Source organism: Pseudomonas linyingensis, assembly GCF_900109175.1.
Lineage (GTDB): Bacteria > Pseudomonadota > Gammaproteobacteria > Pseudomonadales > Pseudomonadaceae > Geopseudomonas > Geopseudomonas linyingensis.
The window spans coordinates 1-15,073 of sequence record NZ_FNZE01000027.1 but is presented as its reverse complement, the minus strand read 5'-3'; the positions used below and the strand labels follow the sequence as shown (position 1 = coordinate 15,073).

Below are 15,073 nucleotides of genomic sequence, written 5' to 3'. Positions count from 1 at the left end.
TTTGCGTTGTGGGACGCTCAGGACGGCACCACCTCCAGCACGCGGATGCGTCCCGGCTCGGGATAGTGCCAGCGCACCTGCACATCCCAGAACAGCACCCCGTAGCGGCGCTCCGGCGTTGGCGTCTGGTAGGCCGGGCGCGGGTCTTGGGCCAGGCACTGCTCGATCAGCTCGACCACCGGCTCGCCGAGGCGCAGGGCGTGCTCGCGCGCCTGGGCCAGAGCGCTGGCGCTCCATTCGACCGGAATGGCCGGCGGCGGCGCGTCGGCGATGGCGTTGCTGGCCGCATCGACGATATCGGCGTAGGGCACGTAGGGCTTGATGTCGAGTATCGGCGTGCCGTCCAGCAGGTCGATGCCGGACAGGTGCAGGCGTCCCGGCTCGACCCGCTCCAGCCTGACCACCGACTGGCCGATGCCGTTGGGGCGGTGGGTGGCGCGGGTGGCGAACACGCCCAGCGAGCGGTTGCCGCCCAGGCGCGGCGGGCGCACCTTGAGGCGTGGCTGGTCCTCCAGCGCCTGGTGGAACAGGAACAGCAGCCAGACATGGCTGACCTGCTCCAGCCCGTCGACCGCCTCGCCGCTGTCGAACGGCGCCACCAGTTCCAGCACGCCGCGTGCGGCAGGGGCCAGTTGCGGCTGGCGCGGGATGGCGAACTTCTCCTTGAAGCAGGAACGCAGGTAACCGACGGGGCTGACGCTGTAGGGCATGGCGGGAGTCTTGCTCAGGCGGGGGAGCGGCGATGATACGCGTCGGGCGGCGCCAGCAGCGAGGGTTGCAAGCCCCTCTCCGCGGTAGGCGGAAGAGGGGCGCGCGGTACTTACTTACAGGCCGAGCAGCTTGGCCACGTAGTCGGCATCCTTATCGCCGCGGCCGGACAGGTTGACCAGGATGTGCTGATCCTTGGGCAGGCTCGGCGCCACGCGCATCGCCCAGGCCACCGCGTGGGCGCTTTCCAGGGCCGGGATGATGCCCTCGACCCGTGACAGGGTCATGAACGCATCCAGGCATTCCTGGTCGCTGGCGGTCTGGTAGCTGACCCGGCCGATGTCCTTCAGGTAGCTGTGCTGCGGGCCGACGCCGGGGTAGTCGAGGCCGGAGGCGATCGAGTGCACCGCTGCCGGCTGGCCTTCGGCGTCTTCCAGCACGTAGCAAGCCATGCCGTGCAGCTCGCCAGGCTTGCCCATCGACAGGGTGGCCGAGTGGCGGCCGGGCTTGTCCAGGCCCTCGCCGGCCGGCTCGACACCGACCAGGTTGACCGCCTCGTCGTCGAGGAAGGCGGTGAACATGCCCATGGCGTTGGAGCCGCCGCCGACGCAGGCGCTGACGTGGTCGGGCAGGCGGCCGTGCTTGCTCAGGAACTGCGCGCGCGCTTCGCTGCCGATGATCGACTGGAAGTCGCGGACCATCTTCGGGAACGGATGCGGGCCGACCACCGAGCCGATGGCGTAGATGAAGTTGTGCGGGTCCTTGAGGTACTCCTCGAAGGCGCTGTCCACCGCTTCCTTGAGGGTCGCCGCACCGCGGGTCACCGGCACCAGCGTGCAGCCGAGGATCTTCATCTTGGTGACGTTGGGGTGTTCCTTCTCGATGTCCACCTGGCCCATGTGGATTTCGCAGGGAATGCCCACCAGCGCACAGGCGGTGGCCAGCGCCACGCCGTGCTGGCCGGCGCCGGTCTCGGCGATCACCTTGCTCTTGCCCATGAACTTGGCCAGCAGCGCCTCGCCCAGGCAGTGGTTGATCTTGTGCGCGCCGGTGTGGTTGAGGTCCTCGCGCTTGAGGTGGATCTGCGCACCGCCGAGTTTTTCGCTCAGGCGGCGGGCATGGAAGATCGGGCTGGGGCGGCCGACGTAGTCGGCGAACAGACTGGCCAGCTCCTGCTGGAAATCTTCGCGCTGGCGGATCTCCTCGTAGGCGGCGTCGATCTCGTCCATCACCTGCTTGAGGTGCGGTGGCACCAGCTGGCCGCCATAGGGGCCGAAGTAGCCGCGGGCATCGGGCATGGGGGCAAAACGGTGGGAAGCGCTCATGCGATAGGTACTCATGGGGAAGGGCCCGGCGACAGGACGTCGCCGGCTGGAAATTCATGAGGATATTATCGACATGGCTGTGTCGGCAAAGATTTCGCCGTGTGCGGCGGCCGTCATCGGCCGCCCTGTGGGGCCTGCGTCACGGGGCGGTCAATAGTTTCGTTCATCGTAGCCCGGGAACCAGTCCTGCTTGAGGCTGACACCGCGCTGCTTCAGGTCGTTGCCGACGCTCTCGACCATGGGTTCGGGACCGGACAGGTAGACCGGCACCTGCGCCGCCAGCGGCTTCTCGTCCAGGATCCGTTCGGCCGTGATCAGCTCGCCGATCAGGTAGCGCACGTCGAGCTCCGGGTGCTGGGCGCAGAGCTGGTCGAGTTCGTCGCGGAAGGCGATCTGCGCGTCGCGGGTGAAGTACAGCAGGGTGGCGTTCAGCGGCTGGCCACGGGCATGGCGCTCCAGCAGGATGCTGCGAAACGGTGTAACCCCGATGCCGCCGGCGACCAGCACCACGGGGGTGGCGGAGTCCTCCTCCCAGGTGAAGTCGCCGCCCAGGTCGCGTACGCCGATGCTGTCGCCGGGCTGCAGGCGGTCGAGAGCCTGCTTGAAGGCGCTGGGGCCGACGCGCGTGGACACCTGCACGACCTTTTCGCTGGGTGCCGAGGCGAGGGTGAACCAGCGCAGGTTGTCGGCCTCTTCGGGGCCGGCCTGGGGCAGGACAAATGCCTGGTTCTGCCCGGCGGTCCAGGTCAGTCCGCCGTTCTCGAAGATGAATGACTTGATGTTGCCGGCTTCGCTGCGCGTGGCGAGCAATTTGAGCTGCTGCATGGGCGGCCTCCTCCGTTTGTCCCCAGCATAGCAGCCAACCGGGCCGCTGCCGGCGCGCTCAGGCGCCGGTCAGCGCCTGGCCGACCATGCCCAGCAGAAAGCCGGCCACCGCGCCCAGCGGCGGCAACCAGTGACGTTGCAGGGGAACCTGCGGGGCGATGTCCTCGAATACCGAATAGAGGATGCCGCCGGAGGCGAACAGCATGATGGCGTTGACCACCCCGGGGTGCGGCGCCAGCCACAGGTAGCCGCTGAAGCCGGCCAGCGGACCGAGTAGGGCGATCAGGGTGAACAGGCCGAGGATGTAGCCGGTGCCGAAGCGCGCGTCGCGGTGCAGCTCGCGATAGGCGTTGAAGCCTTCCGGCAGGTTCTGCAACGCCATCAGTCCGGCCAGCAGCAGCCCGCCGGGGCTGCCGAGTGCCACCGCCGCGCCGAGGGCGAGGGCTTCCGGAATGTAGTCCAGCAGCATGTCGACCGCCTGGCTGGCCGAGGTGCGATGGCTGGCCAGCAAGCGGTCGACCAGCATGAAGGCCACCCCGCCGCCGGCGAAGCACAGTGCGGTAAGCCAGACCGGCAACCCGCGCATGCCTGCGGGCACCAGCACCAGGGCGACCGCGGCGAGCAGGGCCCCGGCGCCGAAGGCCAGCACCGCATGGCGCAGCTCGGTTTCCAGCCAGCGCGGGTGGATGTGTTCGCGGGAGGCGATCAAGCCGCCGAGCGGCATGGCCAGGCCGGGCAGCAGGGTCAGACCTAGGATATGCAGCCAGGGATTCACGGTCGCCTCCGGACGCGGGACGGGCTCGCTTACAGCCTAGCCGCTGTACAGAAAGCAGAAACGACGAACCCGGCACGGGGCCGGGCTCGTCGGGACAGCGCAGCGGATCGGGTCAGATGACTTCGGCCCACAGGTCGTACTCGTCGGCGTCGGTGACGCGCACCCACACCTTGTCGCCCGGCTTGAGCGGCTGCTCGCTATCGACGTAGACGTTGCCGTCGATTTCGGGGGCGTCGGCGGCGGAACGGCCGATGGCGCCTTCCTCATCGACTTCGTCGATCAGTACCTCGATCTCCTTGCCGATCTTCAGCTGCAGGCGAGCGGCGCTGATCGCCTGCTGGTGGGCCATGAAGCGTTCCCAACGCTCCTGCTTGATCTCGTCCGGTACCGGCTCGAGGCCGAGGTCGTTGGCCGGCGCACCGTCGACCGGCGAGTACTGGAAGCAGCCGACGCGATCGAGCTGGGCCTCGGTGAGCCAGTCGAGCAGGTACTGGAAGTCTTCCTCGGTCTCGCCGGGGAAGCCGACGATGAAGGTCGAGCGGATGGTCAGCTGCGGGCAGATCTCGCGCCACTGCTTGATGCGCGCCAGGGTCTTGTCCTCGAAGGCCGGGCGTTTCATGGCCTTGAGCACCTTGGGGCTGGCGTGCTGGAAGGGGATGTCCAGGTACGGCAGGATCTTGCCGGCGGCCATCAGCGGGATCACGTCGTCGACGTTGGGGTACGGGTAGACGTAGTGCAGGCGCACCCACACACCCATCTTGCCCAGCTCCTCGCACAGTTCGAGCATGCGCGTCTTCACCGGCTGGCCGTTCCAGAAGTCCAGCTTGTACTTGAGGTCGACGCCGTAGGCGCTGGTGTCCTGGGAGATCACCAGCAGCTCCTTGACGCCGGCCTTGACCAGGCGCTCGGCCTCGCTGAGCACGTCGCCGACCGGGCGGCTGACCAGCTTGCCGCGCATCGAGGGGATGATGCAGAAGGCGCAGCTGTGGTTGCAGCCCTCGGAAATCTTCAGGTAGGCATAGTGGCGCGGGGTCAGCTTGATGCCCTGCGGCGGCACCAGGTCGACGAAGGGGTCGTGGCTGGTGCTCGGCGGCACCACCTCGTGCACGGCGTTGACCACCTGTTCGTACTGCTGCGGGCCGGTGACCGCCAGCACGCTGGGGTGCACGTTGCGGATGCTGTCCTCGGACACGCCCATGCAGCCGGTGACGATCACCTTGCCGTTCTCGGCCAGCGCCTCGCCGATGGCGTCCAGCGACTCGGCCTTGGCGCTGTCGATGAAGCCGCAGGTGTTGACCACCACCACGTCGGCATCCTCATAGGAGGGGACGATCTGGTAGCCCTCCATGCGCAGCTGGGTGAGGATGCGTTCGGAGTCGACGGTGGCCTTCGGGCAACCGAGCGAAACGAAACCGACTTTGGGCGTGGCGGTGGACATGCAGACTAACCTCGAAGGGCGCCGGACTGGCGCCTCTGATCAAAAAGTGCGCAATTCTAGCGATGCCAGCCGCGCTTGACCAGTACCGCGCAGGCAAAGCAAAGCCCCGCGCGCGGAGCGGGCGGGGCTGGTGACCCGGGGCGCGGTTCAGGCCCGGCCGGGCAGGATGCGGGTCAGGGTATTGTCGCGGATGAGGTAATGGTGGAGCAGGCCGGCGACCGCGTGCAGGCCGATCAGCCAGTAGCCGGCTTGACCGCCGAACTCGTGCAGCTCCTCGAGGTTTTCCGCCAGCGCAGGGTTCTTCGCCACCAGCATCGGCAGCTCCAGGCCGAAGAACGGCACCGGCTTGCCTTCGGCATTGAGCAGCAGCCAGCCGACCAGCGGCATGCCGATCATCAGTACATACAGGGCCAGGTGCATCAGGTGTGACAGGCCGGTCTGCCAGGCGGGCGGCTTCGGCAGGATCGCCGGGGTTTTGCTCAGCAGGCGGCCGAGCAGGCGCAGCCAGACCAAGGCGAACAGCGCCATGCCGAGCATGAAGTGCCAATGCTTGAGTCCTTCGCGGATCTCGCTGCCGCGCACGAAGTTGCCCTTGAGTTCGATGCAGGCATACACCGCGGCGATCAGCAGCAGCATGAGCCAGTGCAGGGCGATGTTGAGAGAGCTGTAGCGGGAGGGGGCGGTAGGCATGGAGGGTTCCTGATGCATCCGGGAGAAGTCGATGCGCAGGAGTCTAGGGCGAAAAGCTTAAGCCAAGCTGAGGAAGGCGCTGCTAAGGTTTTTTTGGCGCAAACGAAAAGGCCATTCCGAAGAATGGCCTTTTCAAATTTGGTTGCGGGGGCAGGATTTGAACCTACGACCTTCGGGTTATGAGCCCGACGAGCTACCAGACTGCTCCACCCCGCGTCTGTGGGGTGGCATTCTACGCAAAAACGCCGGGGTGTCAAGTGTAAGCTCGAAAAAACTTCAAGAGGATCAACTGTTTACTGCAGGAAAAGAGCGTCGGGGCGCGTCGGTCGTGGTCTGCAGGGACGGCTCGGCGGTTTAACCGTGGTCAACGGTCGCCGCCATGGGCAAGGGCGCGCCATGCCGGCGGCGCAGGCGTTACACTGGCCGTCCGCCTGTTTTTATCCGGAGTCCGGTCGATTCGCCGGTTTGTCGTGCGCAAGATCATCCATATTGACTGCGACTGCTTCTTCGCCGCCATCGAGATGCGCGACGACCCGCGTCTGGCCGGACGTCCCATGGCCGTGGGCGGTGCGCCGGATCGGCGCGGCGTGATCGCCACCTGCAACTACGAGGCGCGTGCCTTCGGCGTGCACTCGGCGATGGCCTCGCGCACGGCATTGGCACTGTGCCCGCAGCTGCTGATCGTGCGCCCACGTTTCGAGGCGTACAAGGCGGCCTCGCAGCAGATCCACGCCATCTTGCAGGACTACACCGAGCTGATCGAACCGCTGTCGCTGGACGAAGCCTATCTGGACGTGTCCGACTCCGCGCACTTTGCCGGCAGCGCCACGCGCATCGCCGAGGACATCCGCCAGCGGGTGCGCACGGAGCTGGACATCACCGTGTCGGCCGGGGTGGCGCCGAACAAGTTCCTCGCCAAGATCGCCAGCGACTGGCACAAGCCGGACGGCCTGTGCGTGATCACCCCGGGCGAGGTGGACGAATTCGTCGCCGCATTGCCGGTGGCGCGCCTGCACGGGGTGGGCAAGGTCACCGCCGAGCGCCTGGCGCGCCTCGGCATCCAGCGTTGCCGCGATCTGCGCCAATGGGAGCGCCTGGCGCTGGTGCGCGAGTTCGGCAGTTTCGGCGAGCGTCTGTGGCAGCTGGCCCATGGCATCGACGAGCGGCCCGTGCAGGTGGAGCGGCGGCGCCAGACGGTCAGCGTCGAACACACCTTTGACCGTGATCTACCCGATCTGGCGGCCTGCCAGGCCGAACTGCCGGTACTGCTGGAGCAGCTGGAGCGCCGCCTGGCGCGGCTGGACAGCGGCTACCGGGCGGGCAAGCCGCTGGTCAAGCTGAAGTTCCACGACTTCACCCAGACCACCCTCGAGCAGGCCGGCGCCGGACGCGATGCCGACAGCTACCGGCACCTGTTGGCCGCAGCCTTTGCCCGCGGCGACCGGCCGGTGCGGCTGATCGGGGTGGGGGTACGTCTGCTCGACCTGCGCGAGGGCGGCGAGCAGCTGGCGTTGTTCTAGGCGGGTTCCAAGTCAGCGCTCGCGCAGGGCCTCGGCGCGGGCGCGCAGGATCGGCTTGAGCAGGTAGCTGAGGATGCTCTTCTCTCCGGTGAGGATGTCGACCGAGGCGACCATGCCGGGGATGATCAGCAACGGATCCTCGGCGCTACCCAGATGGCTCTTCTCGGTGCGCAGCTTGATTACATAGAAGCTGTTGCCATCCTCGTCGGTAACGGTGTCGGCGCCGATCTGCTCCAGCTTGCCCTTGAGTCCGCCATAGATGGTGTAGTCGTAGGCGGTGAACTTGACTGTGGCCGCCTGGCCGGGGTGCAGGAAGGCGATGTCCTGGGGGCGAATACGTGCCTCGACCAGCAGGGTGTCGTCCAGCGGCACGATCTCCACCAGATCGCTGCCCGGCTGGATGACGCCGCCAATGGTGTTGACCAACACCTGCTTGACGATGCCACGTACCGGCGAGGTGACCAGGGTGCGCTTGACTCGATCCTCCAGCGCTTTACCAGTGGACTGGACCTTGCTCAGCTCGGTCTGCATCTCGTTGAGCTGGGTGAGCGCCTCGCTGCGAAAGCGTGCGCGGGTTTCACCGATTTTGCGCTCGACTTCGGCGATGGCCGCTTCGGCGCGGGGGATGGCCAGCGCAGTGGCTTCCAGCTGGCCGCGTGCCTCGACTTCGGCACGCCGCAGGCGCAGCAGCTCCACTTCGGAGGCCGCGCCTTCCGCCACCAGCGGCTCGGACATGCGGATTTCCTGGCGCAGCAGGGTCAGGCTGTTGCGGAACTGGCCCTGCTTGGAGGCGTATTCGCGCAACTCCTGACGACGCTGGATCAGCTGTTCTTCGAGGCCGGCCACCTCGTCGTGTAGCTGCCTCTGGCGGCTATCGAACAACGCCAGCTCGCTGTCGGCCTGCACTGGGGCCTGGCTGCGCAGCGCTTCGGGAAAGCTCAGCAGCACGCCGTCGATCTCTGCCTTGAGGCGTTCGACACGCAGCTCAAGGCCCAGGCGGTCGGCCTCGGTTTCGCCAACATTGGAAGCGAACCGGGTATCGTCGAGGCGCAGCAGTGGCGCGCCTGCCTCCACCACCTGGCCGTCGTGCACGAAGATCTCCGCGACTATACCGCCCTCCAGGTTCTGGATCTTTTGCAGGCGCGATGAGGGGATTGCCTTGCCTTCGCCGCGGGTGACCTCCTCGACCACGGCGAAATGCGCCCAGGTGAGGAGGAACAGAATGAAACCAATCAGTGCCCAGATGGTCAGGCGCACCACCCGTGGGGCGTCCTCGATCAGAGCCTTGCGCACCTCGGGAAGTGGCGCGTTGCCGAGTTCGTCGCGGCTGCCGAAGTAGCTGCCCAGGGCCTGATGCGGGCCGCCTGCTGATGCCTTATTCGACACTGATCTGCCCCTTCTTCAGTGCTTCCATGACGGCCTCCTTGGGGCCGTCGGCGATGATGCGCCCGCGCTCCACGATGATCAGCCGGTCGACCAGGCTGAGCATTGAGGCACGGTGGGTTACCAGCAGCAGGGTCTTGTTGGCGATGACTGCCTGCAGACGCCGTTTGAGCTGCTCCTCGCTGGTGTTGTCCATGGCGCTGGTCGGTTCGTCGAGCAGCAGGATCGGCGGGTCGAGCAGCAGCGCTCGGGCCAGGGCGACATGCTGGCGCTGGCCTCCGGACAGATTCTGGCCACGCTCGCCGACCTGCAGCTCGTAGCCCTTGGGGTGCAGGCGGGCGAATTCGTGCACGCCGGCCAGCTCGGCGGCCTGCAACACCTGCTTGTCCTCCACGTAGCGTGCGCCGGACATCAGGTTGTCGCGCAGGGTGCCGGAGAGCAGCTGGATGTCCTGGGGCACATAGCCGATGTTGTGGCGCAGGTCGCTGACGTCCAGCTGGCGCACATCGATGCCGTCGAGCAGCAGGCTGCCACTGTCGGGTTGGTGCAGGCCGACGATCAGCCTGGCCAGCGAACTCTTGCCCGAGCCGCTGCGGCCGACGATGCCGATCTTCTCGCCGGGGCGGATGCTCAGGGTGATGTCCGAGAGGGCCGCCTGCTGTTGCTCCGGGTAGTGGAAGTCGACGTGGCGGAACTCGATGGCGCCCTGCAGAGTCTGGCGCTTGAGCGGACGTTCGTCCGCGTGGCGCTCCTGGGGGAGGCTCATCAGTTGGTTGACCGAGTCCAGGGTCACCTTGGCCTGCTGATAGCGCAGTACCAGGCTGGAAAGCTGGGTCAGCGGCGCCAAGGCACGACCGCCGAGCATGTAGCAGGCGATCAGGCCGCCCATGCTGAGCTCGCCGGCGATGATCAGGTAGACGCCGGCGACGATGGTGGCCACCCCGGCCAGCTGCTGCAAGAACACCGTCGAATTGAGCCCCAGACTGGAGAGCATGCGCGCGCGCAGTTCCAGGCGGGCGAGGGTGCCGATGGTCTGCTCCCACAGGTACTGGCGCTCGCTCTCGGCATTGTTGGCCTTGATGGCATCGAGGCCGCCGAGGGTCTCGATCAGGCTCGACTGGCGCTCGGCAGCCAGTGCCATGCTGCTCTGCATGATCTGAGCCAGGGGTCTCTGCAGCGTCCAGCTGATCAGCGCCGCCAGCGGAAAGGTCAGCAGCGGAATCCATACCAGTTGCCCGCCGATCAGCGCGATCGCGGCGAGGATCAGCAGGACGAAGGGCAGGTCGATCAGGCTGGCCAGCGTGAGCGAAGCGAGGAAGTCGCGCAGGCTCTGGAATTCGTGAATGCTCTGCGCGAAGCTGCCGACCCGCGCCGGGCGGAACTTCATGGCCATGCCGGCGATACGCTCGAACAGCGTGGCGGAAATGATCAGGTCGGTCTTCTTGCCGGCCAGATCCAGGCACAGGCCGCGCAGGGTCTTGAGCAGCAGGTCGAACAGAAAGGCGCCGGCCACGCCGAGCGCCAGCACCCACAGGGTCGCGGTCGCCTGGTTGGGCACCACGCGGTCGTAGACATTCATCACGAACAGCGGGATGACCAGGCCGATCAGGTTGATCACCAGGCTGGCGGCCACGGCATCGACATACAGCCAGCGCGAGCGCTTGAGGGTATCGCGGAACCAGGAAGCTGCGCGCGGGATCAGCTCGCCCTGGCTGAGTTCGAACCTGTGCTGCGGCTGGGCGAAGAATGCCTGGCCGCTGTAGTCCTCGGCGAGCAGCTCGGCGCTGACGCGCACTTCGCCGCCCTCGCTCTCGCTGAGCATGACCCGCGCCTGGCCCTGTTCGTCCCAGCCGAGCAGCAGGGCGCTGCGGCTGTCACGCAGCAGCAGCAGGGCCGGCAGGGCAATGGCCGGGATCTTCTCCAGAGGTCGGCGCAGCCAGCGTCCCTGCAGCCCGCCGCGGGCCGCTGCGCGCGGCAGCAGCTCGGCGGTCAGACACTGCTCGGGCAGCGGCAGGCCGCTGGTGAGCATGGCCCGGCTGGCCGGCTTCTGATGCAGTACACACAGCGACAGCAGGCTGTCGAGCAGTGGGTCGTCGTGGCGGTCGCGTGGGTCGCAGCGGGAGGGGGACTGGTGTAGCTCGACGGTCACAGGATTTCACTCGTGCTGGAGAGTAGGGCTCATGGCAGCTGCGCCAGGCTGGCGCGACGCGCAGGTGCCAGGAGCCTCAGGCAGGCGGGTAGCCTAGGGACTGCCCGCTCCGGGCGGTGATCAGTTCAGCGTAGGCAGCTCGACCTGCGGCTTGACCTCATCCAGCGGAGTGGCCGCGATCGGTGCGACTACCCCTTGGCTCTTCAGCAGGGTACCGGTGATGGCCTTGATCCGGTATTGGGTAAACAGCTCTGCGTAGCGCACATCCTCCAGGCGGCGGCTGGCGGTGAACAGCTCGTTCTCGCTGTCGAGCAGGTCGAGCAGGGTGCGGTCACCCAGGATGAACTGCTTCTGGTAGGAGGTGCGCACACGGGTGCTGTAGTCGACGTACTGCTGGGCGATGGGCAGCTGCTGTCGTGCGTTGTTCAGCGCGTTCCAGGCCAGTCCCAGATCCTCGTTAAGCACGCGCAGGGCGTTGTTGCGAATGTCCATGCTCTGGTTGATCTGATACGCCTTGGACTGCAGGTCGGCCTTGTTGCTGCCGCCAGCGAACAGGTTGTAGCGCATGTTGAGCATGGCCCGCCATTCGTTCTGGTGGCCTGTGCTGCCGTCGATGTTGTTGTCCGCCGAGCGTGACAGTTCGGCGTCGACGCGCGGATAGAAGGTCGACTTGGCCACTGCGTACTGGTGTTCGGCAGCCTGCACATCCGACTGGGCCGAACTGAGCAGCGGATTGTTGCTCAGCAGCTCCTTGCGGGCGTCCTGCAGGCTGGTCGGTAGCTGGCCGGACAGCGTGGGTGGCTGGTTCAGGTCCGCGGGATTCCTGCCGACCACGCTGAAGTAGTTCACCTGGGCGTCGGACAGATTGACTTGCTCGGTGAGCAGGTTGTTGCGTGCCTGGGCCAGGCGCGCCTCGGCCTGGTCGAGGTCGGCCATGCGGCCTACTCCACGCTCGCTGCGCAGCCTGATCTGATCGTAGATGCGCTCATGGCTGCGCAGGTTGTCTTCGGCAAGGCGCACCAGTGCCTCGCGCCTTAGCACATCAAGATAGATCTCGGCAACCCGCAGCGCCGTCTGTTCGGAACTGCCCAGCAACTCGTAGGCGCGGGCATTGACCGTGGCGCGCTGGCGCCCGACTTCACCGCTAGTGGCAAAGCCGTCGAACAGCATCTGCTGCAGGCGCAGGGAGGACTCGCCGCGGGTCAGGGTTTCCGTGTCATGCGCATTGCCACGGGTTCCCGGGCTGTCGGTGTTCTCGCGGCCGTAGCTGGCGAGCAAGTCGACCTGCGGCAGGTAGCCACCCTTGGCGGCCTTCATCTGCTCCTCGACAGACAGGCGTGCGTGAATGCCCGCCTGGATTTCCGGGTGAACCTCGAGCGCGGACTGCATGGCCTCGCTGAGCGTCTGGCCGTGGGCCGACAGGGAAACTGCGAGGGCCAAGGGGAAGGCTGCAGAGAAACGCATATTTATCAAGACTCCTTTCTGTTTTTGGATAGGACTATATGTTCCATATCCTTCTCTGGTTGCCGATAACCATGGGGACTGGCGGGGCAAACATTCCGCGGCGCTCCCTCGATAGGGTAATTTTGCGTGGCTGGAGGGCGTACTTGTCGCAGAGCTGCGGCGCCTTGCTTGCGGCTATGCTATGTCGGTTTTTTGGCGCGCCATGGTAGCATGCATGGCATAAAAACACCGTTGCCAGAAAAACTGTCAGGATTGTACTGTCTGCCCACACTTTCCGGGGGCAGAGTGTAGAAAGATGTTTGTGCGGGAGCTAAGTCCCCCGTCCTGCAACGCATAACGCCCAAACCAGGGACGGTGTGTCGCGAGCATGCGCTATCCGGTATGGCTCCCGCCAGCTTGTCGACGAGCTCGACTTGCACTTCGTAGCTGCTCCCCTGGTCACCAATCGCCTCACCGGTCAAGGATTCAGCGCGCCTCGCGCCACAGGAGTTGTCTCATGAGCACCATCGCCGCCATCGTCAAAAATCTTGTCGGTCAGGTCTTCGCCATCTCTGCAGAGGGTTTCAGGCGTCAGATATTTGAAGGTGAGCGCTTGCTGCAAGGTGAGCAGGTAGTCACCGGTTTCGGTGGCGAGGTGGTGCTGCAGCTGGCCGATGGTGAGGTGATCCGCTTGGGCGGCAACAGCCGCTGGCAGGCCGGTGCGCTGGAGGCGGCGGCCAGCGTGGAGCGCGCCGAGTCGGCGGACGACCTTGAACGGGTCCTGGCCGCCGGCTTCGACCCGACCTTCGAATTCGAGGCCTCTGCGGCAGGCGGCGGTGCCGGTGGTGTTGGCACTGGTGCCGGAGGGGAGGGGCACAGCTTTGTTGTCTTGAGCGAAACTTCGCTTAGACTGGACCCAGTCATCGGCTTCTCGACCGATGGCATAGAAACCGGGACCGAGCTGGTCATCGAGCGCTTGGGCGATGAAGCGGCGCCAGATAGCAGTAACGCACTGTTATTTGGCAATAATGTCCCAGTCGGCAGCAACCTTACAGTCATTGCCACAGAAGACACGCCGATCAGTGGTCAGCTCACCGCTACCGATGCGGACGGCGACACCCTGAGCTACGCGAAGGGCAGCGACCCGGCGCATGGCAGCGTCAGCGTCGCGCCCGACGGTGCCTGGACCTACACGCCGAACCCAGACTACCACGGCAGCGACAGCTTCATCGTGGTGGTCAGCGACGGCCAGGGCGGCATTGACACTATCACTGTCAGTCTGACCGTTACCCCGGTGAATGACGCGCCGGTGGCCGTGGACGATGCGGTCAGCGTGACCGAGGACGTGCCGTTCAGCTCCACCCTGGACCTCGATGCCAACGACACCGATGTCGACGGCGGCACCCTGTCCGTGGTCGACGGCACCTTCAGCACCACCCAGGGTGGCACCTTGGTGTTGGCCGCCGACGGCAGCTACACCTACACGGCGCCGGCCAACTACACCGGCACCGACAGCGTCGCCTACACCATCACCGACGGCAGCCTGAGCGACGTCGGCACCCTGACGATCACCGTCAGCCCGGCCAACGATGCCCCAGTAGGCAACGACCTCACCGCGACCACAGCGGAAGACACCCCGGTCAGCGGCCAGCTCACCGCCACCGATGTGGACGGCGACACTCCGACCTTCGCCAAGTCCTCCGATCCGGCCAACGGCAGCGTCATCGTCAACACCGACGGCACCTGGATCTACACGCCGAATGGCAACTTCAACGGCAGCGACAGCTTCACAGTCACTGTCAGCGACGGGCAGGGCGGTACCGATACTGTGCCCGTCAACGTCACCGTGACTCCGGTCAACGATGCACCGGTCACCGGCGACGATGCCGTCAGCGCTACCGAAGACGTGCCGTTCAGCTCGGTCATCGACCTCGATGCCAACGACACCGACCTGGATGGCGACAGCCTGTCGGTCATCGCCGGCACCTTCGCCACCGCCCAGGGCGGCACCCTGGTGCTGGCCGCCGACGGCAGCTACACCTACACTCCGGCGGCCAACTTCCACGGCACCGACAGCGTCGCCTACACCGTCACCGACGGCAGCCTGAGCGACGTCGGCACCCTGACCATCACCGTCAGCCCGGCCAACGACGCGCCGGTGGCGGTCGACGACAGCATCACCGTCACCGAAGACACCCCGTTCAGCTCGGTCATCGACCTCGATGCCAACGACACCGACCTGGACGGCGACAGCCTGTCGGTCATCGCCGGCACCTTCGCCACCGCCCAGGGCGGCAGCATCACCCTCGCCGCGGACGGCAGCTACACCTACACCCCGGCGACCAACTTCCACGGCACCGACAGCGTCGCCTACACCGTCACCGACGGCAGCCTGAGCGACGTCGGCACCCTGACCATCACCGTCAGCGCGGCCAACGACGCGCCGGTAGGCAACGACCTCACCGCGACCACAGCGGAAGACACCCCGGTCAGCGGCCAGCTCACCGCCACCGATGCGGACGGCGACACGCCGACCTTCGCCAAGGCCACCGATCCGGCCAACGGTAGCGTCATCGTCAACACCGACGGCACCTGGACCTACACCCCGAGCGGCAACTTCAACGGCAGTGACAGCTTCACCGCCACTGTCAGCGACGGGCAGGGCGGTACCGATACGGTCACCGTCAGCGTCAGCGTGACTCCGGTCAACGATGCCCCGGTCGCCGACGACGCCGGCCTCACCGTCAACGAGGAATCCACCGGCACCGACCTGGGCCTCGTGGCTCCGAGCGATGTCGATGGCGACAGCCTGACCAT

Annotated in this window: 11 protein-coding genes and 1 tRNA gene; 2 read left to right on the top strand and 10 right to left on the bottom strand. The window is 66.2% G+C overall.

The genetic code is table 11. The features are described 5' to 3' along the window. Positions 1–17 precede the first annotated feature (17 nt). The 7 genes from tsaA to BMZ19_RS21220 all read right to left on the bottom strand — a co-directional run bounded on the left by tsaA (position 18) and on the right by BMZ19_RS21220 (position 5,977). Positions 18–710: a tRNA (N6-threonylcarbamoyladenosine(37)-N6)-methyltransferase TrmO gene (tsaA, locus tag BMZ19_RS21250; RefSeq protein ID WP_090313634.1), complete on the bottom strand. Its 693-nt coding sequence runs from the start codon at positions 708–710 to the stop codon at positions 18–20. 114 nt (positions 711–824) lie between these two features. Then, positions 825–2,033: a tryptophan synthase subunit beta gene (gene trpB, locus BMZ19_RS21245; protein WP_090313631.1), complete on the bottom strand. Its 1,209-nt coding sequence runs from the start codon at positions 2,031–2,033 to the stop codon at positions 825–827. A 150-nt stretch (positions 2,034–2,183) separates the two neighbouring features. Beyond that, a complete protein-coding gene (locus tag BMZ19_RS21240; RefSeq protein ID WP_090313630.1) occupies positions 2,184–2,858 on the bottom strand; it encodes an FAD-dependent oxidoreductase in 675 nt (224 codons plus the stop codon). A gap of 58 nt (positions 2,859–2,916) precedes the next feature. Then, entirely contained in the window at positions 2,917–3,633 is a 717-nt protein-coding gene (locus tag BMZ19_RS21235; protein WP_212633264.1) for a ZIP family metal transporter, read from the bottom strand. A 112-nt stretch (positions 3,634–3,745) separates the two neighbouring features. Continuing rightward, positions 3,746–5,071: a 30S ribosomal protein S12 methylthiotransferase RimO gene (gene rimO, locus BMZ19_RS21230; RefSeq protein ID WP_090313628.1), complete on the bottom strand. Its 1,326-nt coding sequence runs from the start codon at positions 5,069–5,071 to the stop codon at positions 3,746–3,748. 147 nt (positions 5,072–5,218) lie between these two features. Beyond that, positions 5,219–5,761, bottom strand: coding sequence for a cytochrome b (locus BMZ19_RS21225; RefSeq protein ID WP_090313626.1), 543 nt, complete (start codon positions 5,759–5,761; stop codon positions 5,219–5,221). 139 nt (positions 5,762–5,900) lie between these two features. After that, positions 5,901–5,977, bottom strand: a tRNA-Met gene (locus BMZ19_RS21220). A gap of 254 nt (positions 5,978–6,231) precedes the next feature. Between BMZ19_RS21220 and dinB the strand changes: the two genes are divergently transcribed. After that, positions 6,232–7,281, top strand: a complete 1,050-nt coding sequence (dinB, locus tag BMZ19_RS21215) for a DNA polymerase IV (RefSeq protein WP_090313624.1) — start codon at positions 6,232–6,234, stop codon at positions 7,279–7,281. A 12-nt stretch (positions 7,282–7,293) separates the two neighbouring features. Here dinB and BMZ19_RS21210 read toward each other — a convergent pair whose 3' ends face one another. The 3 genes from BMZ19_RS21210 to BMZ19_RS21200 form a co-directional block, all read right to left on the bottom strand. Next, positions 7,294–8,628 carry an HlyD family type I secretion periplasmic adaptor subunit gene (locus BMZ19_RS21210; protein ID WP_090313663.1) on the bottom strand — a complete coding sequence of 445 codons (1,335 nt, stop codon included), beginning with the start codon at positions 8,626–8,628 and terminating at the stop codon, positions 7,294–7,296. A 28-nt stretch (positions 8,629–8,656) separates the two neighbouring features. Further along, positions 8,657–10,813 (bottom strand): type I secretion system permease/ATPase, encoded by a 2,157-nt coding sequence (locus BMZ19_RS21205; RefSeq protein WP_090313622.1) that lies wholly within the window; start codon positions 10,811–10,813, stop codon positions 8,657–8,659. Positions 10,814–10,933: 120 nt separating this feature from the next. Continuing rightward, positions 10,934–12,283 carry a TolC family outer membrane protein gene (locus BMZ19_RS21200; protein ID WP_090313661.1) on the bottom strand — a complete coding sequence of 450 codons (1,350 nt, stop codon included), beginning with the start codon at positions 12,281–12,283 and terminating at the stop codon, positions 10,934–10,936. A 490-nt stretch (positions 12,284–12,773) separates the two neighbouring features. Between BMZ19_RS21200 and BMZ19_RS21195 the strand changes: the two genes are divergently transcribed. Further along, positions 12,774–15,073: retention module-containing protein (locus BMZ19_RS21195; protein ID WP_170847824.1), on the top strand; the 2,300-nt coding region annotated here is incomplete at its 3' end.

Coding starts and splice junctions, on each gene's coding strand:
- tsaA (WP_090313634.1), bottom strand. CDS start 710: ATGCCCTACAGCGTCAGCCCCGTCGGTTACCTGCGTTCCTGCTTCAAG.
- BMZ19_RS21225 (WP_090313626.1), bottom strand. CDS start 5,761: ATGCCTACCGCCCCCTCCCGCTACAGCTCTCTCAACATCGCCCTGCAC.
- trpB (WP_090313631.1), bottom strand. CDS start 2,033: ATGAGCGCTTCCCACCGTTTTGCCCCCATGCCCGATGCCCGCGGCTAC.
- BMZ19_RS21240 (WP_090313630.1), bottom strand. CDS start 2,858: ATGCAGCAGCTCAAATTGCTCGCCACGCGCAGCGAAGCCGGCAACATC.
- rimO (WP_090313628.1), bottom strand. CDS start 5,071: ATGTCCACCGCCACGCCCAAAGTCGGTTTCGTTTCGCTCGGTTGCCCG.